Annotated in this window: 21 protein-coding genes; 4 read left to right on the top strand and 17 right to left on the bottom strand. The window is 67.5% G+C overall.

Going from position 1 to position 21967, the window contains the following annotated elements; translation table 11 throughout:
* Positions 1 to 61 precede the first annotated feature (61 nt).
* The 6 genes from ACT54R_RS01205 to coxB form a co-directional block, all read right to left on the bottom strand.
* The gene (locus tag ACT54R_RS01205) at positions 62 to 889 is read right to left on the bottom strand and encodes a cytochrome c oxidase subunit 3 (protein WP_476322606.1); all 828 of its coding nucleotides are present in this window, start codon (positions 887 to 889) and stop codon (positions 62 to 64) included.
* Positions 890 to 1022: 133 nt separating this feature from the next.
* Positions 1023 to 1634 carry a cytochrome c oxidase assembly protein gene (locus tag ACT54R_RS01210; protein WP_168458163.1) on the bottom strand — a complete coding sequence of 204 codons (612 nt, stop codon included), beginning with the start codon at positions 1632 to 1634 and terminating at the stop codon, positions 1023 to 1025.
* 85 nt (positions 1635 to 1719) lie between these two features.
* On the bottom strand, positions 1720 to 1908 hold the full coding sequence (locus ACT54R_RS01215; protein ID WP_168458164.1) for a hypothetical protein: 189 nt from the start codon (positions 1906 to 1908) through the stop codon (positions 1720 to 1722).
* Positions 1905 to 2897 (bottom strand): heme o synthase, encoded by a 993-nt coding sequence (locus ACT54R_RS01220; protein ID WP_476322610.1) that lies wholly within the window; start codon positions 2895 to 2897, stop codon positions 1905 to 1907. The genes ACT54R_RS01215 and ACT54R_RS01220 overlap by 4 nt, the downstream gene beginning before the upstream one ends.
* Positions 2898 to 3010: 113 nt before the next feature.
* The gene (gene ctaD / locus ACT54R_RS01225; RefSeq protein ID WP_168458166.1) at positions 3011 to 4636 is read right to left on the bottom strand and encodes a cytochrome c oxidase subunit I; all 1626 of its coding nucleotides are present in this window, start codon (positions 4634 to 4636) and stop codon (positions 3011 to 3013) included.
* 122 nt (positions 4637 to 4758) lie between these two features.
* Entirely contained in the window at positions 4759 to 5640 is an 882-nt protein-coding gene (gene coxB / locus ACT54R_RS01230; protein ID WP_476326332.1) for a cytochrome c oxidase subunit II, read from the bottom strand.
* A gap of 530 nt (positions 5641 to 6170) precedes the next feature.
* On the opposite strand from coxB, the gene ACT54R_RS01235 reads away from it, so the two are divergent.
* From ACT54R_RS01235 to ACT54R_RS01245, 3 genes are all read left to right on the top strand, one after another.
* The gene (locus ACT54R_RS01235; RefSeq protein WP_476322614.1) at positions 6171 to 6752 is read left to right on the top strand and encodes an invasion associated locus B family protein; all 582 of its coding nucleotides are present in this window, start codon (positions 6171 to 6173) and stop codon (positions 6750 to 6752) included.
* A gap of 198 nt (positions 6753 to 6950) precedes the next feature.
* Positions 6951 to 8792, top strand: coding sequence for a monovalent cation:proton antiporter-2 (CPA2) family protein (locus ACT54R_RS01240; protein ID WP_476322617.1), 1842 nt, complete (start codon positions 6951 to 6953; stop codon positions 8790 to 8792).
* 321 nt (positions 8793 to 9113) lie between these two features.
* Positions 9114 to 10163: a DUF937 domain-containing protein gene (locus ACT54R_RS01245; protein ID WP_476322620.1), complete on the top strand. Its 1050-nt coding sequence runs from the start codon at positions 9114 to 9116 to the stop codon at positions 10161 to 10163.
* Positions 10164 to 10341: 178 nt separating this feature from the next.
* On the opposite strand, the gene ACT54R_RS01250 is transcribed toward ACT54R_RS01245, so the two are convergent.
* Positions 10342 to 10671 carry a DUF1127 domain-containing protein gene (locus ACT54R_RS01250; RefSeq protein ID WP_476322623.1) on the bottom strand — a complete coding sequence of 110 codons (330 nt, stop codon included), beginning with the start codon at positions 10669 to 10671 and terminating at the stop codon, positions 10342 to 10344.
* Positions 10672 to 10954: 283 nt separating this feature from the next.
* On the opposite strand from ACT54R_RS01250, the gene ACT54R_RS01255 reads away from it, so the two are divergent.
* Entirely contained in the window at positions 10955 to 11836 is an 882-nt protein-coding gene (locus ACT54R_RS01255) for a LysR substrate-binding domain-containing protein (protein ID WP_476322626.1), read from the top strand.
* 14 nt (positions 11837 to 11850) lie between these two features.
* On the opposite strand, the gene ACT54R_RS01260 is transcribed toward ACT54R_RS01255, so the two are convergent.
* From ACT54R_RS01260 to ACT54R_RS01305, 10 genes are all read right to left on the bottom strand, one after another.
* The gene (locus tag ACT54R_RS01260) at positions 11851 to 12567 is read right to left on the bottom strand and encodes a GntR family transcriptional regulator (protein ID WP_476322629.1); all 717 of its coding nucleotides are present in this window, start codon (positions 12565 to 12567) and stop codon (positions 11851 to 11853) included.
* Between the two features lie 64 nt (positions 12568 to 12631).
* Positions 12632 to 13021, bottom strand: coding sequence for an oxalurate catabolism protein HpxZ (hpxZ, locus tag ACT54R_RS01265; RefSeq protein WP_476322632.1), 390 nt, complete (start codon positions 13019 to 13021; stop codon positions 12632 to 12634).
* Between the two features lie 11 nt (positions 13022 to 13032).
* Complete coding sequence (locus ACT54R_RS01270; RefSeq protein ID WP_476322635.1) at positions 13033 to 14466, bottom strand: AtzE family amidohydrolase; 1434 nt, start codon at positions 14464 to 14466, stop codon at positions 13033 to 13035.
* A gap of 7 nt (positions 14467 to 14473) precedes the next feature.
* Positions 14474 to 14683: an AtzG-like protein gene (locus ACT54R_RS01275; RefSeq protein WP_476322638.1), complete on the bottom strand. Its 210-nt coding sequence runs from the start codon at positions 14681 to 14683 to the stop codon at positions 14474 to 14476.
* An 8-nt stretch (positions 14684 to 14691) separates the two neighbouring features.
* Positions 14692 to 16443, bottom strand: coding sequence for a dipeptide ABC transporter ATP-binding protein (locus ACT54R_RS01280; protein WP_476322641.1), 1752 nt, complete (start codon positions 16441 to 16443; stop codon positions 14692 to 14694).
* Between the two features lie 10 nt (positions 16444 to 16453).
* The gene (locus tag ACT54R_RS01285) at positions 16454 to 17341 is read right to left on the bottom strand and encodes an ABC transporter permease (protein WP_476322644.1); all 888 of its coding nucleotides are present in this window, start codon (positions 17339 to 17341) and stop codon (positions 16454 to 16456) included.
* On the bottom strand, positions 17338 to 18351 hold the full coding sequence (locus tag ACT54R_RS01290; RefSeq protein ID WP_168458178.1) for an ABC transporter permease: 1014 nt from the start codon (positions 18349 to 18351) through the stop codon (positions 17338 to 17340). The genes ACT54R_RS01285 and ACT54R_RS01290 overlap by 4 nt, the downstream gene beginning before the upstream one ends.
* Before the next feature lie 192 nt (positions 18352 to 18543).
* Positions 18544 to 20166, bottom strand: coding sequence for an ABC transporter substrate-binding protein (locus ACT54R_RS01295; protein WP_168458179.1), 1623 nt, complete (start codon positions 20164 to 20166; stop codon positions 18544 to 18546).
* Positions 20167 to 20407: 241 nt separating this feature from the next.
* Positions 20408 to 21256 carry a CDP-diacylglycerol--serine O-phosphatidyltransferase gene (pssA, locus tag ACT54R_RS01300; RefSeq protein ID WP_168458180.1) on the bottom strand — a complete coding sequence of 283 codons (849 nt, stop codon included), beginning with the start codon at positions 21254 to 21256 and terminating at the stop codon, positions 20408 to 20410.
* Positions 21256 to 21957 carry a phosphatidylserine decarboxylase gene (locus tag ACT54R_RS01305; RefSeq protein ID WP_168458181.1) on the bottom strand — a complete coding sequence of 234 codons (702 nt, stop codon included), beginning with the start codon at positions 21955 to 21957 and terminating at the stop codon, positions 21256 to 21258. The genes pssA and ACT54R_RS01305 overlap by 1 nt, the downstream gene beginning before the upstream one ends.
* Positions 21958 to 21967: the final 10 nt, after the last annotated feature.

Here is a 21967-nt window from a genome sequence, read left to right on the forward strand (position 1 = left end):
AGGCCGGCGCGTGGGTGCGCCGGCCTGCGTGGTGTCTCTGGCGCGGTTAAGCCCGCGCGGATCAGGCGTGCCCGCCCTGCGCCCACACATAGACGAAGGTGAACAGGAACAGCCAGACCACGTCCACGAAGTGCCAGTACCAGGCGGCCGCCTCGAAGCCGAAGTGCTTCTCGGGGGTGAAGTCGCCCATGTAGGTGCGCATCAGGCACACGGCGAGGAAGATGGTGCCCACGATCACATGGAAGCCGTGGAAGCCGGTCGCCATGAAGAAGGTCGCACCATAGATGTTGCCGGCGAAATGGAAGTGCGCGTGGACGTACTCGTACGCCTGGCACATGGAGAACAGAACGCCGAGCACCACCGTGCACCACAGGCCCCACTTGAGGCCCTGGCGGTCGCCATGCACCAGCGCGTGGTGCGCCCAGGTCACGGTCGTGCCCGAGGTGAGCAGGATCAGCGTATTGAGCAGCGGCAGGTGCCAGGGATCGAGGCTCTCGATGCCCTTCGGCGGCCACACGCCGCCGGTGAAGTCCATGCGCATGAAATTGATGGCTTCGCCGGAGAACAGCGACGCATCGAAGAAGGCCCAGAACCAGGCGACGAAGAACATCACCTCTGAGGCGATGAACAGGATCATGCCGTAGCGCAGGCCGAGCACCACCACGCGGGTATGGAAGCCGGCGCGGCTCTCGCGGATCACGTCCCGCCACCAGCCGAACATGGTGTAGAGCACGCCGAGGAAGCCAGCGATCATAATGAGCGAGGTGCCGCCGTGCATCCACACCACGGCGCCCGAGGTGAGGATCAGCGCCGCCACCGAGCCGATGATCGGCCACGGGCTCGGGTCGACGACGTGGTAATCGTGCTGCTTGACGTGTACGTCGGCCATGGCGAACCGGCCTCCCCTTTTCCCTGTCTCGTGAGCCCGCCCGGCTTCACGCCGGGGGACCCTTTGCGTTCTGGACGGCGGCGCCGCCCGAATGTCATGCCCCGGTCGGGGCGGTGATCGTTCCGCGCGCCGCCTAGAGCGGCTTGCGCACCCCGTCCGCGTCGGCGCGCACCTGCGGCCTGTCCGCCTTCGCCGGGAAGAAGGTGTAGGACAGCGTGATGTCCTTCAGCGTCTTCAGGTCCGGGTCGTCGGCGATGGCCGGGTCCACGTAGAACACCACCGGCATGTCCATCTTCTCGCGGCCGGCCAGCGTCTGCTCCTCGAAGCAGAAGCACTGCAGCTTCACGAAATAGGCGCCGGCCTGGGGTGGGGACACGTTGTAGGTGGCGTTGGCGCGGGTGTCGTCGCCGGAGCGGTTCTGCGCGGTGTAGTGCGCGAGGCTGGTGGCGCCGATCTTCACCGTCATCTCGCGCTGCACGGGCGCGAAGGCCCACGGCAGGCCGGGCGAGACGTTGGCGTCGAAGCGGATGGTGATCTCGCGCTCGAGAGGAGCTGCGGTGGGCGTGGCACCGACGCGGGTGGCGCCGCCGAAGCCGGTGAGCGAGCAGAACATGGCGTAGAGCGGCACGGAGGCGTAGGTGACACCCACCATGGCGGCGATGAAGCCGACGCACGCGGCCGCCACCACCCAGTGTCGGGCGGCGCGGGGGGCGCTCTCGGCCATCGTCTCGTTCGCCTCGTCCATTCCTCGTCCTCGTGTCCGGAAGCCCCCCGGACCCTTTTGCCTGTTAACCTCGCCTGTTACCCTTGCCCGTCCGCCTCACCCAGCCCTAGAGCGGGCGATTGAGCACGTTGGGGCCGAGCTTCACGATGGTCACCACGTAGAACAGCAGTGCCAGGAACCCCAGCACGGAGGCGATGGCGATGCTGCGCGCCCGCCGCCGCTTCAACTGCTCCGGTGTGAGCACGACGCCCTCCTCCTGCGGAGGACGCGGCTTCTGCTTCTTCTCACCGCTCATCGCAGCAGGCCACCAATGACCGCCTCGCCGAGCAGCGTCGCGAACAATGCAAACAGATACACGATGGAAAATCCGAACAGGCCCTTGGCCGCCTTGACCGCCGCCTCGCCCTCGCGGACGCGGAAGACGCGCACGGCGAGGACGATCATCCAGGCTCCGGCGAGCACCGAGACCGCGCCATAGGCGAGGCCGGCGTAGCCGAGGAAGGCGGGGCTCGCGGCCAGCGGCACGAGGAACAGGGTGTAGAGGAGGATCTGGAGGCGGGTCTCGTCCGGCCCCGCCGTCACCGGCAACATGGGCACGCCGGCGCGGGCGTAGTCGTCGGCCCGGTACAGCGCCAGCGCCCAGAAGTGGGGCGGCGTCCAGAAGAAGATGATGGCGAACAGCAGCACCGGCTCCAGCGACACCGTGCCGGATGCCGCCGCCCAGGCGACCAGGGGCGGGAAGGCGCCGGCGGCGCCGCCGATGACGATGTTCTGCGAGGTCGAGCGCTTCAGCCACATGGTGTAGATCACCACGTAGAAGAAGATGGTGAAGGCGAGCAGCGCCCCGGCGAGCGCATTGACCAGGAGGCCGAGCACCACCACCGAGAAGGCGGACAGGGTGAGGCCGAAGGCCAGCGCCTCCTGCCCGGTCACGCGGCCGGACGGCACCGGACGGCCGCGGGTTCGGGTCATCACGGCATCGATGTCCGCATCCCACCACATGTTGAGCGCGCCGGACGCGCCCGCGCCCACGGCGATGCACAGGAGCGCGGTGAAGGCGATGACCGGATGAACATCGCCCGGCGCGCGGACGAGGCCAACCAGCGCGGTGAAGATCACCAGCGACATCACACGCGGCTTCAGAAGCTCGAAATAATCGCGCGGCGCGGCCAGGCCCTCGCCGGCAGCGGCGACGCCGGCCGACGCAGCCCCGCCCGCCACAACGCCGCCCGACGCCATGGCGTACGGGTCGGGTCCGGTCAGGCTGGCACGCTCATCACTCATTTCGCTACTCCGGCAACCTTGGACGCACGTTCGAGACTTCGTTTCGGAAGAGGCGGCCCGGATGGGCCGATGGGAGCCGCGGCTTCCCGCGGCTCCGGAGCTGCGTCACTGCCTCACTTGATGCGGGGCAGGACCTCGAACTGGTGGTAGGGCGGCGGGGAGGACAGGGTCCATTCCAGCGTGGTCGCGCCCTCGCCCCACGGATTGTCCGCCGCCTTTTCCTTGCGCAGGAAGGCGAGGGTCGTGCCGGTGAGGAAGATCAGCACGGCGATGCCCGAGATGTAGGAACCGACCGAGGAGACGAAGTTCCAGTGGGCGAAGGCGTCCGGATAGTCCGCATAGCGGCGGGGCATGCCGGCGAGGCCGAGGAAGTGCTGCGGGAAGAACACCAGGTTCACGCCGATGAAGGTGACCCAGAAGTGCAGCTTGCCCCAGAACTCGGGGATCATGTAGCCGAACATCTTCGGGAACCAGTAGTACCAGCCCGCGAAGATGGCGAACACGGCGCCGAGCGACAGCACGTAGTGGAAGTGCGCCACCACGTAGTAGGTGTCGTGAAGCGAGCGGTCGATGCCGGCGTTGGAGAGCACCACGCCAGTGACGCCGCCCACGGTGAACAGGAAGATGAAGCCGATCGCCCACAGCATGGGCGTGCGGAACTGGATGGAGCCGCCCCACATGGTGGCGATCCAGGAGAAGATCTTCACGCCCGTCGGCACCGCGATGATCATCGTCGCGGCCACGAAGTAGGACTGGGTCGAGGAGGACAGACCCACCGTGTACATGTGGTGCGCCCACACCACGAAGCCCACCACGCCGATGGCGACCATCGCGTAGGCCATGCCGAGGTAGCCAAACACGGGCTTGCGCGAGAAGGTGGAGATGATGTGGGAGATCAGCCCGAAGCCGGGCAGGATAAGGATGTACACCTCGGGGTGGCCGAAGAACCAGAACAGGTGCTGGAACAGGATCGGGTCACCGCCGCCGGCCGGGTCGAAGAAGGTGGTGCCGAAGTTGCGGTCCGTCAGCAGCATGGTGATGGCGCCGGCCAGAACGGGCAGCGACAGCAGCAGCAGGAAGCCGGTGATGAGCTGCGACCAGGCGAACAGCGGCATCTTGTGCAGCGTCATGCCCGGGGCGCGCATGTTGAAGATGGTGGTGATGAGGTTGATCGCGCCGAGCAGCGAGGACGCGCCCGCGATGTGCAGCGAGAAGATCAGCAGGTCCATGGCCGGGCCGGGGTGGCCGAGCTTGGACGAGAGCGGGGGATAGATGGTCCAGCCGCCGCCGAAGCCGTTGGTGCCCGGCGCGCCTTCCACGAACAGCGAGGAGAGCGCGAGGATGAAGGCGGGCGGCAGCAGCCAGAAGGCGATGTTGTTGATGCGCGGGAACGCCGTGTCCGGCGCGCCGATCATCAGCGGGGCGAAGTAGTTGCCGTAGCCGCCGATGAGCGCGGGCATCACCATGAAGAAGATCATGATGAGGCCGTGGCCGGTGGTGAAGACGTTGAAGGTCTGCGGATCCTTGAAGATCTGGAGACCCGGCTCCTGCAACTCCATGCGGATGGCGATGGAGAGGGCGCCGCCCACGATCCCCGCCACGATGGCGAAGATCAGGTACATCACGCCGATGTCCTTGTGGTTGGTCGAGAAGACCCAGCGCTTCCAGCCCGTGGGGATATGGGAATCGTGGGTGTCGTGATCGTCGTGATGGCTGTGGGTGACTGCCTCGGTGGCCATTCCCGCTTTCCTCGTGTTCCCGGCGCCGCCCCGTCCCGCCGCGCCGCATCTATTCTGGGAACCGCCCGGCCGTCCGCCGCGCGGAGAAACCTCAAGGGTCCGCCATCGCGGACCCAGAACCGTCAGCGCGCGGTCGCGACACCCTCAGAGGTGCCGGCATCGGCGAACTTGCCCTCGGCATCCTTGGCGGAGGCGAACTTGGCCTTCGCCTGGGCGACCCAGGCGTTGAAGTCGGCCTCGCTCACGGCGCGCACGGCGATGGGCATGAAGGCATGGTCGCGGCCGCACAGCTCGGAGCACTGGCCGTAATAGACGCCCTCGCGGGTGATCTTGAACCAGCTCTCGTTCAGGCGGCCCGGCATGGCGTCGATCTTCACGCCGAAGGAGGGCACCGCGAAGGAGTGGATCACGTCCGCCGCCGTCACCTGGATGCGGATGTTCTTGTTGATCGGCACCACCACCTCGTTGTCCACCGCGAGGAGGCGGGGCTGGCCGGGCTTCAGGTCCTTCTCGGCGACGAGGTAGGAGTCGAAGCCGAAGCCGCCGTTATCCGGATATTCGTAGGACCAGTACCACTGGTGGCCCGTCACCTTCACGGTGAGGTCGGGCTTGGGGATGTTCAATTCGAGGTGCAGCAGCCGGAACGAGGGGATGGCGATGGCCACGAGGATCAGCACCGGCACCACCGTCCAGGCCACCTCGATCATCGTGTTGTGGCTGGTCTTGGAGGGAACCGGATTGGCGCGCTCGTTGAACCGCACCACCACGATCACCAGCAGCACCAGCACGAACAGCACGATGGCGGTGATGATGGTGATGAGCAGCACGTTGAAGCTGTGGATGTTCTCCATCACCGGGGTGACGGCATCCTGCAGGTTGATCTGCCACGGGGCCGGCTGGCCCATCTGGGCGTGGGCCGCCGCGCTCGCGAGCATCGCCGCGGCGAAGGCGCCGGCGGCGAGGGCAGCATCGCGCAGACGGGCCGCGGTGCGAATGAGCGACATCATCTTCTACCCATCTCCCTGGCCGGCGGAGACCCGCCGGAAAATTCCCCGCCGCCGGCGCGCCGATGAAGCGCGACACGCAGCCTATTCGAGTGCGAAACCCGCGTTTTGCAGCCGTGCGGACTGCGTTGTTTTTGGGCAGGCACTCTCCCTAAGATTCATCAAACACAATTGGGGGCGCCTTGCAATCGCCCGGGGTTTGCCCAATTGGACAAAACGTCCAAGGCGGTCCTGGCGGGCGGCGGCGGGCGCGCCGGCCGTTTTAGTAACCAATTGTTCTAACTCCACTTTAGCCAGCGCTACACACCCCCTCGAACGAGTCGCACGGGGTTCCAAACGGGGCGCAAGAGACAAAATACCGCGCACCCCGTCCGTGGTTTACGCAAGGATGCCCGGCCGGATTGCCGGCGGGGGAAAGTCGCTCCTGCCCCATTGTTGACGCGATGGCTTGGGCATTAAGGCATTGGTTCACGAAATCAGATAAGGCAGGATCGCCCGGCCTCCCCCGCCGGACCCTGCCGGAGCTTGCGATGGTCCTGTCGTTCCGACCTTTTCCCGCCATTGAGACCGATCGCGCCGAAACGCCCGGCACCGCGACCCGCCGCGTCGGGGGGCGCGCGCTCGTGCTGTTTGTCGGCGCGTTCGTGGCCGCGCTGTTCTCGGCGGCGGCCCCGGCGGCGGCGCAGGGCGTGGTGAAGTCGGTGTTCGGCGAGTGGCAGATTCGCTGCGATACCCCGCCCGGCGCGCAGAGCGAGCAGTGCGTGCTCCTCCAGTCGGTGCAGGCGGAGGACCGGCCCAATGTCGGCCTCACCGTGATCGTTCTGAAGACCTCGGACCAGAAGAGCCGCCTTCTGCGCGTGCTGGCGCCGCTGGGCGTGCTTCTGCCCGCCGGCCTCGGCCTCAAGATCGACGACCAGGACATCGGCCGCGCCGGCTTCGTGCGCTGCCTGCCCAATGGCTGCGTCGCCGAGGTGGTGATGGACGAAACCCTCGTCGGTCGTCTCAAGACTGGCAAGCTCGCCACCTTCATCATCTTCCAGACGCCCGAGGAAGGCATCGGCGTCCCGCTCAGCCTCAACGGATTCGGCCCGGGATTTGATGCCCTCAAGTAAGGGCGTGGACGGTCGTCACGCTTGCGCGGACGGCCACCCCCGCGCCGCGTCCACGGCATGGTTTCGACACGCTCGCCGGTCATGAGCGATGAGCAGGGGCCGCCGGGGATGGGTGGCGCCGAAGTTGCTTGAATGCAGCCCTTGCGGAAGGCGTTCTGATCCGTCAGGGATCGGGACGGTCGGGGGAGGACGTCGCGCATGCCAGTCGATGAACACGCCTTGTTCGGTGGGGCGCTGGCCTTCATGTGCGCCGCCGTCATCGCGGTCCTCGTCGCCAAGCGCATCGGCTTCTCGCCCATCGTCGGCTACCTTCTGGTCGGCATCGCCATCGGCCCCATCGGCCTCAACGTCGCCGATCCCTCGGTGGTGCATACGGTCGCCGAGCTGGGCGTGGTCATGCTCCTGTTCCTCGTCGGGCTGGAGCTGAAGCCATCCCACCTCCTTTCCATGGGCCACTACATCTTCGGGCTGGGCACGGCGCAACTGGTGCTCACATCGCTGGCCTTCGCGCTGCTCGCCTATTTCGGCCTTGGATTCGGCGTCGCGGCGGCGGTGGTCTCCGGCCTCGCGCTCTCGGTGTCGGGCACGGCCATCGCGCTCCAGCTCGTGGGCGAGCGTGGCGACCTCGGCAGCCCCTACGGGCAGCGCACCTTCTCCATCCTGCTGTTCCAGGACATCGCGGTGGTGCCGCTGCTGGCGCTGGTGCCGCTGCTCGCCCCCGGCAGCGAGAGCGAGATCCACGATCCAAAGGCGACGCTGATGCAGGCGGCCATGGCCGTGGGCGCCATCGCCGTCATCGTCGTCGCCGGCCGCTACCTGCTCAATCCCCTGTTCCGGGTGCTGGCCCGCTCCGGCGCGCGCGAGGCGATGACGGCGGCGGCGCTCATGGTGGTGCTCGGCGCCGCAGGCCTCATGGAGATGGCCGGCATGTCGGCGGCCATGGGCGCGTTCCTGGCCGGCCTCCTGCTTTCGGAAAGCACCTTCCGCCACGAACTCGAAGCCAATGTGGACGCCTTCCGCGGCCTGCTGCTCGCCATCTTCTTCATGAGCATCGGCATGACGCTGAACATCGACGTGATCCTCCACCACATCCCGCGCCTGGTGGTGGGCGCGCTGGCGGTAGCGGTCATCAAGTCGGTGGTCGTCTATCTCGTGTTCCGCGCCGACAACATCGCGCCCGGCGATTCCCTGCGCGCCTCGGTGGCGCTGATGGCGGCCGGCGAATTCGCCTTCGTGCTGTTCCCCCTCGGCCTCGCAAACGGCATCCTGCGCACGGAGCAGGCCGACCTGCTCATCGCGCTGGCCGCGCTCACTATGGTGCTCGGCCCGCTGCTGTTCGCCGGCGTGTCGCGCTTCCTGCCGCGCTTTGCCCCGCCGGCGCCGGAGCCGCCCGCAGACGACTTCACCGACGCCGACGGCTCGGTGCTGGTCATCGGCTTCGGCCGGTTCGGGCAGATCGTCTCACAATGCCTGCTGGCGCAGGATGTCAGCGTCACGATCATCGACAAGGACGTGGAGATGATCCAGAGCGCCGGCCGGTTCGGCGTGCACATCTACTATGGCGACGGCACGCGGCTCGACGTGCTGCGCGCGGCGGGCGCGGAGTCGATGGAAGTCATCTGCGTCTGCGTCGACAACAAGGACGACGCCAACCGCATCGTCGAGATCGTACGCACCTCCATCCAGGGGCCGCGCCTGTTCGTGCGCAGCTTCGATCGCGTGCATTCCATGGAGCTGGTGCGCCTCGGCGTCGATTTCGAGCTGCGCGAGACCCTCGAATCGGCCCTCTCCTTCGGCGCCCGCACCCTGGAGGCGCTCGGGGTGAGCGAGACCGCCGCCGAAGCCCGCATCGCCGACGTGCGTGAGCGCGACCGGGCGCGGCTGGAGCGGCAGATGCAGGACGGCCTGTTCGCCGGCGGCGATGCCTTCTCGCGGCCCAAGGTGGAGCCCGAGCCCCTCACCGAGCCCGAACGCCGCGCCCGCCCGCTCAACCCGGAGGCGCAGGACATCCTCAGCCACGAGACCGAATTCTCGGGGTAAGCGGGCGGGGCTCGCCGACTGGAAGGGAAGGGTGCAAACAGCCTGGGCCTCAAGCACCGGCCGTACTCCCTCTCCCCTTGAAGAAGAGGGGTGCATCGGCCGCCGCGCGGGTAGCTTGCACCGGACCTCGAACATCCCTTCGGCGACCGCCGCCGGGCCCGCTCGCATCCTTTCCCCCTCCCCCTCAATTCTCCTGACACCACCGAACCATTTCGTGATTTCGGCAGGATGATGGCGTAAGCTCGCTGCCAAGATTTCGGGCAGATGCCCGTGCGGAACGCCTCCGCCCGTTGCGTGCCCGTGGTCCGACGGAGTTCGTGTATGGATCAGTTCGTGGAGATGCTGCGCGCCGCCCAGGGTGGGCAGGCGATGGACAATATCGGCCGCATGTATGGCCTTTCCGCGCAGCAGGCCCAGCAGGTCGCCGAGGCGGTGATGCCTGCCTTCGCCGAAGCCTTCAAGCAGGCCTCCCAGTCCCCCGAATCCCTCGCCGCGCTGATGACCCTGATGACCAGCGGTCCCTACGGCGCCTTCTATTCCCAGCCCGCCGCCCCGGCCGAACTGACCCGCGCGGGGTCCGAGGCGCTCGATACCGTCTTCGGCTCGTCCGAGGTCAGCCGTGCCGTGGCCGCGCACGTCGCCTCCTCCACGGGCCTCGGCATGGCCATGGTGAAGCAGGTGATGCCGACCTACGCCACCCTGGTGGTGGGCGGGCTCGCCAAGTCGCTCGCCGCCTCCGGCGCGCTGCAGCAGATGCTGGCCGCCATGCTGAGCCGGATGCCGGGCCAGACCGAGCAGAAGATCGCGCCGATCTCCTCGGGCAATCCCTGGATCGACGCCTTCCTCGCCTTCACCAGCACCGCCACCGAGCAGGGCGGGCGGCCCTACACCACCGGCAATCCCTGGGCCGATGCCTATGCTCAGATGATGTTCCAGCGCGCGGCGCCGGCCCCCGCGCCCCAGCGCACCCCCGCCACCGCGTGGCAGGACGTGGTGAACGCCATGTCCAAGACCATGACCCAGGCCGGCGTGCCGCCCACGCGGGAAAAGCCGCCGGAGCCCCCGCCCGCGCCGCTGCTGCCGTTCCAGAACTTCTTCGCCCAGATGTTCGCGCAGGGCTTCCCGCCGCCCTTCCCCCCGCCGGCCCAGCCCGGCGCCCCGGAGGCGAGCCGGCAGGCCTATGCGGTTCCGGAATTCTGGATGAACATCATGCGCTCGGCCGCGGCCTCCATGGCCGCCGCCACCCAGAGCATGAATGCGGCGGCGCAGAATGTGCAGGAAGCCGAGACCCTGCCGCCGGACCGCCCCCGCCTCGGCCGCCCCGATAACGGATTCCCGGGCGACAAGTCGTCGGGCGGCGGCGGAAAGTAGGCCTCAGGCAAAAAAATCGACCCGCGCCGGTTGCGGACGGCGCGGGTCGAGGCACGGCGGAGTCGAGGGGCGCTTCCGCCGGATCGTTGAACGTCTCGATACTTGAAATCATCCAGTCGCGGGATCGCGGAAGCTTGTGCTCGCGCATTCGCGGATCGTCAAAGTCTCGGGCCTGCGGTCAGTCCGCCGGATAACCGCGCCAGCTGGCGAGCCGCGCCGCAGCGCGCCGCTCCTTGGCACGCAGCACCAGAAGCTGGGTCGGGTCCTCGAACAGCGGCGCAGCGACGGCATCGCGCACATCCGCCCGCGTCACCCCGATGTCGCGCAGCATATGGTCGTCGAGATGCGCGAGGTCGGCCATCATCTGGCGGCGCTCGATGACGCGGCCGATGGTCTTCACCGAGTTCAGGCCCTTGGCGGCGACGCCAATGGCCGAGAGGCACAAGGCGGCGACGAGTTCGCCCGCGGGGGCGAAGGGGGTCCTGCGGGTCTCACCATGGTACGTCATCTTCATCTCCGTTGCCTGGATGCGCTCCGCCGACCCTCCTTTCCGGGGCCGTGATGGTCTGAACACACCCGGCATGTGCCGAACGGGCCTGAAACTGGCCCTGACACCCCGGTGAAACCACCCGATTTCGCGCCGCATCCGATCGGCAGGACCTTTCTGGATGCTTCGCACAAATCACGCTAGCGAATGTTTTTCATCTCTCGTATCGTTTTGCGTGATGATTGCGGCGACGGGGCGGCCGGCCCATGCGGCTGGCGCAGGGCTGCCCCACAGGAGCGCGACGATGACGGCCATGCTTGACCCCGACCAGCTGAGAACCTTTGTGGCCATTGCCGAAACCGGCAGTTTCACCAAGGCGGCGGAGGTGGTCCACAAGACCCAGTCGGCGGTGTCCATGCAGATGAAGCGGCTCGAGGAGCGGGTCGGCCGCCCCGTCTTCGTCCGCGACGGCCGCGCCTCCCGCCTCACCGAAGACGGCGAACGCCTGCTGGACTATGCCCGGCGCATCGTGAAGCTGAACATGGAAGCGGTTTCGAGCTTCGCCGACGCGGAGCTGTCCGGGCGCGTGTGCCTCGGGGTGCCGGACGATTACGCCGACCGTTATCTGCCTGATATTATGGCGCGTTTTTCGCGCACCCATCCGTCCGTCGAGCTGACCGTGATCTGCGAGCCGACCGCCGAACTGGTGCAGTACATCGCCTCCGGCACCATCGATCTCGCCATCATCACAGCCACGGAAATCACCTCCCGCAACGCCCATGTGATCCGCCGGGAACGCCTGCTGTGGGTTTCCTCCGCCCGCCATGCGGCGCATCTGGAGACCCCGGTGCCGCTGGCCTTGGGGCGGCCCACCTGCCAGTGGCGCGATATCGCGGTATCGCGGCTGGCCGGGGCCGGGCGCAGCCACCGCATCCTCTACACCAGCCCCAATTGCGGCGCCGTGGTGGCGGCGGTCCTCTCCGGCCTCGCCGTCTCGGTGCTGCCGGAATCGGCGCTGCGGACGGGCATGCGCGTGCTCGGCGCCGCGGAAGGCTACCCGCCCCTACCACCTTGCGATATCGGGCTTTTGCGCAATCGCCACGAGCCATCGCCGCTGGCGGATGCCCTCGCCCAGCACATCGTGCAGGGCCTCGACAACCTGACCGAAGTGGACGCGGCGGAATAGGACGGCGCGAGCCGTCACACCGTCTCGGCGTAGCGCTCGTAGGCGTCCTCGACCGTGAGGATGTGCGAACGCATGGCCTGCGCCGCCTCCTCCTTGTTGCCGCGCAGGATGGCCGTCACCACGCGATCATGCTCCTCGTACGAGCGGGCCAGGCGGCCGAGGGTGCGGAACTGCGCGCGGCGGAAGGGCTGGAGCCGGGCGCGTGTGGCGAGGGTCAGCTCGGTCAGGTAATCGTTGTGGCTGCCCGCATAAAGTGTTGTGTGGAAACGCTCGTTGAGCACCGTGTAGCTGCCTTCGTCGCCGCGGCGGGTGAGGTCGGCCAGCTCAGAATGGATGGATTCAAGCCCCGCCCGCTCGGCCGGTGTCATGTTCACCGCGCAGAGACCGGCGCACAGGGCTTCCAATTCCGCCATCACATCGAACATGCCGCGCAGCCGCTCCAGCGAAGGCTGGGCCACCAGGGCGCTGCGATGAGGTCGCGCCTCCACCAGACCGGAGGCGGCAAGGTCGCGCAGCGCCTCGCGAACCGGGGTGCGGGATACGCCGTAACGCTTTGCGATTTCGACCTCTTCCAGCGCGGTCCCGGGGGCGAGCCGGCCGCGAACGATGTCGTCGGCAATCTGCAGGCGCAGTTCCTCGGTGCGCGTCACCGGCCGGCCGACCGCACGGCGCTTGCGCACGCGCGGGGCCGGGGCGGCGGTCTTGAGGGTGGGCGGCGCAAAGAGTGTCATGACGCTGGATTTTACCGGGATTCCCGCACGCGGCGAAGTCCGTGAAAGGTCGTAGGAAGCCGGGTCAGGCCTGGGGCTCCTCGATCATGGAGACATGGGCGGCGACCACGCGCCAGCCGTCGGGAAACCGCACCCAGGTCTGCTGCTGGCGGCCGACCTTGCCCGGCGCGCTGTCGCGATGGAACAGGGTCGATGCCACGGCAAAGTCACGGCCGTAGGAGGTGATGACCGTCTGCGCGAGGTCGCGTGCGAGGCCTGCCGGCGAGCGGGCGCGGCGGAAGGCGCGGATGGCGTCCATGCCATAGAGGTTCTCGCCGCCGCCGTAGCGGATGGTGCGCGGATCGTCGTTGAACAACGCTTCCAGCGTCTCCACGTCGTTGCCGACGAGCGCGGCCTCATAAAGCGCGAACGCGGCTTCCACCTCGGCCTTCACCTCGGGAATGTCGATCTCCAAAAGGTCCTCCTTCAAAGGGCCGCGGCAGGAGCTGCGGCGACGCCCTGCCGCTCTAGCTCGGCCGCCACGCGCAACGCGATGTCTTCCCGCCACGGCGGGGCGATGACCTGCACGGCGACGGGCAGGTCCGGCGCCTCGCCAACCGCCACGCGCACCGGTACGGCCACGACGGGCAGACCGATAAACGAAATAGGCTGGGTGAACAGGCCGAGATTCGGTCGCACCAGCATCTCTTCGCCGTCGAGCACGAAGGTCTTCTGCCCCAGCTTTGGCGCCCGGCAGGGCGTGGCAGGGGCGAGAAGCACGTCGTGGGCCTCGAACAGCTTCAGCATCTCACCCCGGAAGTGCCGGCGGAAGCGCTGCGCAGCATCCACCCACGAGGCGGGAATGGCGAGGCCGGCGAGCAGCCGGTCGCGCACGGCGGGGTCGAAATCGTCCGGCCGCACGGCGAGACGCCGCGCATGCAGGCTCGCGCCCTCGGCCGCCGTGATGATGTAGGCGGAGGCGCGGGCGCGCGCAGCATCGGGAATGTCCACGGTCTCCCGTGCGCCGAGCGCGCCGGCGACCGCATCCACAGCGGCAAATACTTCCGGCTGCGCCTTGGCGCGGAACCAGCCGCCGGCGATGGCGATGCGCAGCCCGCCGATTCCCTGCCCCAGCAGCCCTCCAACGGGCTCAAAGGGCCGCGGCGTCTGGCCGGGATCCCGCACGTCCTCGCCCTGCATGGCATCGTAGGACAGCGCGAGGTCCGCGACCGAGCGGGCGAGCGGGCCGAGATGGTCCAGCGCCGTCACGAAGGGAAAGCTGCCACCCCGCCCCAGCCGGCCATAGGTAGGCTTCAGCCCGAACGTGCCGCACAAGGAGGACGGCACGCGGATGGAGCCGTTGGTGTCGGAACCGAGTGCGATGGGCACCATGGCAGCGGCCACAGCCGCCCCGGTTCCGCCGGACGAGCCCCCGGACATGCAGGTGAGGTCGTGCGGGTTGCGCGAGGCGCCGTCATGGACGTTCTCGCCGGTGAAGTCATAGGCATATTCGCCCATGTTCAGCCCGCCGACGAGGATGGCACCAGCCGCCTCCAGCCGCGCCACCAGAAAGGCATCCTGCGGGGAAGGCGCACGCTCCCGGTTGATCTTGGAGCCGGCGCGGGTGGGCAGGCCTTGGATATCGAACAGGTTCTTCACCGCGAACGGCACACCGGCCAAAGGCCCCAGCGGTTTGCCGGCGGCACGGGCGGCGTCGATGCCGTCCGCATGGGCGCGGGCGCGCGCGGCAGTGACGTCGGTGAAGGCGTTGATGGCGGGATCGAGGGTGCCGATGCGGGCCAGCGTCGCCTCGATGAGGGCCCGGGCCGTAACGGTGCCGGAAGCGACGGCGGCGGCGATCTCGGCGGCGGTGGCACCGGCAAGGCGGGTGGCGTCGGGAACGGGGACGGGCGCGTTCATGACCACCTCACGGACGATAGACGGGAGCCGGTTCCTCGGCATCGCCGAGGTCGAGGCTGCGGACCAGGGTCGCGGCATCGGCGATGCTGCGCAAATAGGCGAGCGCTTCCGCGCGCCATTCCGGGCGCGCGGTGACGCCATGGGCGGAGAGCGCCCCGTCGAGAAGCTGCGCGAGGGCGGTGTCCTCGACCCGCGGTAGCGTGGTTTCGTTGGCCATTTGGCGCCTCAGACCGGGGGATGGGGAATGGCGGCGATGAGTTCGCGGGTATAGGCGTCCTTGGGCGCCTCCAGCACCTGCTGCGATGTCCCCTCCTCCACGATCCGCCCCTGCCGCATCACGATCACCCGGTCGCACAGAAGCCCGACCACGTGGAGGTCGTGGGAGACAAACAGATAGCTCATGCCGAGCCGCTGCTTCAGCTCTTCCAGCAGGTTGAGCACGACTGCCTGCACCGACACGTCCAGCGCCGCCGTCGGCTCGTCAAGGATGACGAGATCGGGATCGAGTGCGATGGCGCGAGCGATGCCGATGCGCGCCTTCTGGCCGCCAGACAGCTGATGCGGGAACCGCTCCAGAAGGTTCTGGGGCAGGCCGACCATTTCGGCCAGTTCCGCCACACGGGCATCGAGCTTTGCGCCGCCCGAATAGCCACCCATGCGCAGCAAGGGATCGGCGATGGCGCGGGAGGCGGTGTAGCGCGGATTGAGGCTCTCGGTCGGGTCCTGGAACACCATCTGGATGCGCTTGCGCATGGGATGGTGAGCGAAGTCCTTGGCCGGGATCGCGCCGATGTCCTCACCGGCGAAGGTGATCTTTCCCGCCGTGGGATCGATGAGGCGCATCACCATGGTGGAGGTGGTGGACTTGCCGCAGCCGCTCTCGCCCACGAGGCCGACGCTTTCGCCGCGCTTCACCTCGAAGGAGATGCCGTCGACAGCGCGGAAAATGGTTTCCTCCGGCGTCAGGGTTTTGCCTTTGATCTTCGCGAGGAAGGCCGAGGGCGCGCCTTGGCGGGGATATTCCCGGACGAGGTTTTCGACGGTGAGAAGCGTCTCCCCCGCCCCCGTCGCGGGGGCGGGCATCGCAGCCGCAGCGGGTGCACCCTCGCCTTCCGGCAACAGGTCCTTGAGGGTGATGCCCGGGCGCGGCGTCGCGCGCATGAGCTTGCGGGTGTAGGGATGCTGGGGATCGCGGAAGATGCGCTCGGCGGGGGCGGTCTCCACCACCTTGCCCTTCTCCATCACCATCACCGTGTCGCAATAAGCGGCGGCGAGGCCGAGGTCGTGGGTGATGAGGATGGTGGACATGCCGCGCTCGCGCGTCAGCTCCGTCACGAGGTCCATCACCGCCTTCTGGGTGGTCACGTCGAGGCCGGTGGTGGGCTCGTCCGCAATCATCAGCTGCGGCCGGCAGGCCAGCGCGAGCGCGATGACGATGCGCTGGCACATGCCGCCCGAAAGCTCGAACGGATAGGCGTGGTAGCGGTCCTCCGGCCGGGCGATGCGCACCTGCTTGAGGATGTCGATGACCTTGTGCTTCACGTTGCGCGGGTCGGCCTGGACATGCTGGAGCAGCACGTCGCCGATCTGCGCGCCCACCGTGCGGATAGGGTTCAGCGCGGCCCGCGGGTTCTGGAAGATCATCGACATCTCGCGGCCGCGCAGGTCGCGCATCTCGCTCTCGGGCGCGTGGGCCACGTCGATGCCGGAGAAGGTGATGGAGCCTTCCGCGATGCGTCCGGCACGGTCGAGAATGCGCATCACCGTGTAGGAGGTGACGGACTTGCCCGAGCCCGACTCGCCCACGATGCCCAGCGTCTCGCCCTTGCCGAGGGTCAGGTCCACCTTGCTCACCGCCGTGACGATGCCGCGGCGGGTGACGAACTCGACGGTGAGGTCGCGCACCTGAAGCAGCGGGCCGCTCGGCGCTTCGGAGGACTTGGCGGAGTGTTCCTTCACGTCCACAACTCCATGCATGGCGGCCTCCTCAGGTGCGGCGCTGGGGATCGACGATATCGCGCAGACCGTCGCCCAGGAGGTTGAAGCAGAAGACCGCGAACATGAGCGCGAGGCCGGGGAACAGAGCGATCCACCATTCGCCGGAGACAATGTAGGCTGAGCCCTCGGCCACCATGATGCCCCACTCGGGCGTCGGCGGACGCACGCCGAGGCCGATGAAGGAGAGGCCCGCCGCGTTCAGGATGGCGTAGCCCATGGTGAGCGACATCTGCACCATCATGATGGGCATGATGTTGGGTAGGATGGTCGTCAGCAGGATGCGCCATTCCGAATTGCCGGTAAGCCGCGCCGCCTGCACGTAGCCGGCATTGCGGCGGATGGCGGCTTCCGACTTCGCCACGCGCACATAGAGCGGGAAGTTGATGATGGCGGTGGCGATGACGATGTTCGTCACCGTATTGCCCAGCGCCGCCACGATGCCCATGGCCAGCACGAACAGCGGGAAGGCCATGATGGTATCGGAGACGCGGCCGATGATCCGGTCCGTCCAGCCGCCGAAGAAACCGGACGCGATGCCGGCGACGCCGCCCACCGCGAACACCAGCGCCACCGAGAAGATGGCGATGGCCATGTCCAGCCGGCTCGCTACCACCACGCGGGAGAAGATGTCGCGGCCGAGGTTGTCGGTGCCGAACCAGTGCGCGGCGGACGGGGCCTGCAAGGCCGCCGCCGTGTCGGAGGCGAGCGGGTCATAGGGCACGATGAACGGCCCGAACGCGGCGCACACCACCAGCACCAGGAACATGCCGAAGGCGATGCCCGTGACGGGATTGTCCGAGATCACGTAGCGGGCGTGGGCGAGGGTCGCGGCAAGGCCGCCCGGGGCCTTCTGGGTGTCGGCCGTTGCGAGGGTCATGCTTCGCTCCGCGCGCGGGGATCGATGATGCCGTAGGCAAGGTCGATCAGGAGGTTGAGGATCACGTAGAGGATCGCCATGGCGAGCACGAAGCCCTGCACCGGCGCATAATCCGAGGTAATCAGCGCCTCGACCGCGTAGGAGCCGATGCCCGGCCAGGCGAACACCTTCTCCACCAGCACGTTGGCGCCGAGCAGGAAGGAGAACACCATGCCCAGCGTCGTCACGACGGGCAGCATGGCATTGCGGAAGGCGTAGGTGATGATGACCGTGTAGTCCGTCAGCCCCGCCGCCTTGGCCGTGCGCACGAACTCGGAGGAGAGCACCGCCAGCATGGACGCGCGGGTCATGCGGGCGATGGGCGCGAGGGCGAAGATGGCGAGCGTGATCGCGGGAACCGCAAGCTGCGCCAGTGCCGCGCGGAAAGTCTCGAGATCTCGGGCGATCAGGCTGTCGATGAGGTAGAAGCCCGTGACCGTCTCCGGCGCGGAATAGAACACGTCGAGCCGCCCCAGCGGCGCCGGCGCCCATCCCAGCTTGAAGTAGAAGACATAGACCAGCAGCAGCCCAGTGAAGAACACCGGTAGCGAGACGCCTGCCGTGGTGATGATGCGGCAGGCGTGGTCGATCCACGATCCCTGTCGCACCGCCGCCATGATACCGAAGGGCACCGCGATGAGCAGCGCCAGCACCAGCCCCGCCAGCGTCAGTTCGGCCGAGGCGGGTAGGCGGGCCGCGATTTCGGTCGCGACCGGCTGCCCGGTGGAGAGCGAGGCGCCGAGGTCGCCCTTCGCCAGCGCCGAGACGTAATCAGCGAACTGCACCGGCAACGGCTTGTCGAGGCCGAGCTTGGTGCGGATCTCGGCGATGGCCTGCGGCGTTGCGGCGGGCCCCGCGAAATAGGCCGCCGTGTCGCCGGGCAGCACGCGGGTGAGTAGGAAGGTCACGATCACCACGCCGATCAGGCTGGGCACGGCTGTGGCGAGACGACTGCCTAGGAGCTTCAGCATGGCGATATTCCTGTGTCCGATCGGGGCTGCGGGGCATTCAGGCGCCGCGACCGTTTTCTCGTGTCCGGCGGCCGCCGGGTGTGGGGTGAGGGGCGGCACCGATGCCGGCATCCGGACTGGCCCGGGCGCCGGCTTCCGCCCCCGGCGCCACCCCTCACGCCGCTTCCTCCCTCGAGAGGAACGGGAGAGACCTCAGCCCTTCTGGAAGGCGCGATAGTCCAGCCGGCGGTGGAACCAGTATTCGTAGCCGGTGATGTTCTTCTGCATGGCGACGTTGACGAACGGCTGGTAGAGCGGAATGCGCGGAACGTCGGCAAAGGCGAGGTCCACCATGCCCTTCACGTCCGTATCGTAGGCCGCCTTGTCACCGCTCGCGGCCGCAGCGCGCGCGCCGTCGATGAAGGTGTCCATGGCCGCCGACTGGTAGCTCATGGTGTTGAAGACCGAATTGGAGCCGTGGTAGCACCAGAAGAAGAAGTATTCCGGATAGTCGAGCCAGCCCGAGAACACGTTGGTGTAGAGCGGCAGCACCTTCTTGTTCAGCTCCGTGCGCCAGTTGGCGCCGGGGATCTTGTTGATCGTGGTCTTGATGCCGATCTGCGCCAGATTTTCCTGCAGCAGCACGCAGATGGGCTCGTTGACGCCGGCAAAGCCGAGATCGAAGGAGAGCGTGGTGTCGATGCCGCCGGCAAAGCCCGCCTCGGCCATCAGCTGCTTGGCCTTGGCAAGGTCGGTCTTGAACTTGGTCGGCTGCGGCCAGGCCACCTTGGTGGCGGCGTCGGCCGGCGCGCCGAACATGGGGCGGCCGAGACCGTAGAGCACGGCCTCCATGATCTTCTCGTAGGGAATGGCGTAGGCGACGGCCTCACGCACCTTCGGATTGTCGAAGGGCGGGTTCTTCACGTTCATGCCGATGTATTGCACGCCGTTGGAATACGGCACCGACGTGATATTGAGCTTGCCGGCCTGCTTCAGCTCCACGAAATCCTTGTTGGGCAGGTCGTAGGAGATATCCGCATCGCCACGCTCCAGCAGGGCCCGGCGGTTGCCGGCGGAGGGGACCATGCGCCAGATCACGCGCTTGATCTTGGGCAGCGGGCCGCCCTTCCAGTCATCGAAACGCTCGAAGATGACTTCCGTGCCGGGCGTCCACTTGGTGACGCGATAGGCACCGGAGCCCGCGGTGTTCTGCTTGGTGTATTCGAGGCCCCAGGGGTCCTTCTCGGTGGCGTTCTTCTTCACCAGCTCGGAATTGATGACGCAGGGCACGATGACCGCGAGGTCCGGGATGGTCAGGCGATCCTTGCGCAGGAAATCCACGCGCACGGTGTGGTCGTCCACCACCACGAACTGCTCGGGCTTCTCCAGAGAGCCGGCCTTCATCTGGAAGGTGGGGAAGCCGCCCACGGAGACGGCGCGGTCCAGCGACCACTTCACGTCCTTGGCGGTGACGGGCGTGCCGTCCTGGAACGTCGCGTTCTTCTTCAGCTTGAAGGTGACGGACATGTCGCCGATGTTCATGTCCTCGGCAAGCTCGCCCTTGAGCTTGTCGCGGTCGTAGTACCGCACGCCCTCTTTCTCAGTCATCTCGTGGGTGATGAGCCGGTCGTAGGTGTTCCAGCTCGCCTCATAGCCGGGCACGTTGGTGCCGACGCCGTGGATGTCGAGGTTGTTCGGGCCGCTCTCGGAGACGATCAGCAGCGTCTCGTTGCGGGCCTGCGCCTTCGCCGGCGAGAACACCGCCGGAGCGGCGACGCCCGTGCCGGTCGCGACGGCGGTGGCGGAGGCGGACTTCATGAATTCGCGGCGGTTCATCGGCGACATTCCTGTGGTGGCGGTCGCCCAATGCCATTCAAGCCGCGTGCCAATTGCATACAGTTTTTAGAAAACGAAACTATATCAATGGATTGCCCACGCCACACCTACTACAGCCCCAGAGGCATCCGTCCGGATATGACTATATAATAGTCATTATCGTGCGCATTGTATGCAATACCGTGCGCAAGGCTGCGGCAGCGCTTGCCCAGCGAGGCGCCATCCTTCAACCGAGCACCGATCAGGAGGGAAGCACGTCCGAGGTGACGACCGCCGCGGCGGCGCGTTCCGCCCTCCAGGCCTTCATCTGGCGCCGGTAGCGCAGGGTCGAGACCGGCAACAGGGCCAGATAGAGCGCGGAGCAGACCGAGAGCACGATCCAGGGATAGCTCGCCAGCAGCGCGAAATAGATGGCCACAGCCACGAACAGCGGCAGCACCATGTCCCGCCGCACCCGCCGCCCCAGCGTCTTGCCGGACCAGGCCGGCACCGTGGAGATCATGAGGAAGGCGATGGCGAGGCAATAGACCAGCGCGATCGCCGCGCTCACCCGCCCGTGCGGCAGGCCGATCAGCTCCAGATAGACCGGAAGCAGCACGGTGATGGCGCCCGCAGGGGCCGGAATGCCGGTGAAATAGTCGCCGGCGAAGGGCGGCTTGTTCGGGTCGTCCAGCATCACGTTGAAGCGGGCGAGGCGCAGCGCCGCGCAGATCGCATAGGCGAGCGCGGCGATCCAGCCGAACGAGCCGGCTTCGTTGAGGCCCCAGAAATAGAGCATCAGCGCCGGAACGCAGCCGAAGTTCACGAAATCGGCGAGGCTGTCCAGCTCCGCACCGAAGCGCGAGGTGCCCTTGAGCGCCCGCGCCAGCCGCCCGTCCACCCCGTCGAGGATGGCGGCGAATACGATCGCCGCCAGCGCCAGTTCAATCCGCTCCTCGATGGCGAGCCGCACGGCGGTGAGGCCGGAGCAGAGGGCCAGCAAGGTCACGAGATTGGGCAGCAACACCCGGATCGGCACCTTGCCGATGCTGCCGCCAAGGCGCGGCCGGGGACGGCCTTCCGGATCGAACGGGGGAAAGGGCGTTTCCATCAGCTCACCCGATAGGCGGTCTCGCGCTGCTGCGGCTGGGAGAGATCGCACAGGACCGTCTCGCCCGCCACCGTCAACTGGCCCTCGCTGACCAGCACGCGCGAGCCGACGGGCAGATAGACGTCCACACGAGAGCCGAAGCGGATCAGGCCGAAGCGCTCGCCAGCGCCGATGGATTCGCCTTCGCGCACGAAGGAGACGATGCGGCGCGCCACGAGGCCGGCGATCTGCACGCAGCCCACCCGGCAATAGGGCGTGGAGATGATGAGGCCGTTGCGCTCATTGTCCTCGCTCGCCTTGTCAAGGTCGGCATTGAGGAAGAGGCCGGGCTTGTAGGCGATGCGCTCGATGCGTCCCGTCACCGGCGCGCGGTTCACGTGGACGTTGAACACGTTCATGAAGATCGACACGCGCAGCAGCGGCTCGTCGGAAAGGTCCAGCTCCCGCGGCGGACGCGCCAACCCCACCTGCGAGACGCGGCCATCCGCGGGCGCGATCACCAGTCCCTCGCGCACCGGCGTCACGCGCTCCGGGTCACGGAAGAACAGCGCCGTCCAAATGGCGAGGCCGAAGCCGATCATGCCCAGGAAGGTCGAAAAAAAGAACAGCACGAGCGCGATCACCACCGCGATGGCGATGAACGGATAGCCCTCGCGGTGGATGGGAACGAGAGTCTTGCGGATGCTGGCTATGATCGACAACAGCTTACTC

The organism is Xanthobacter sp. DMC47 (assembly GCF_056313845.1).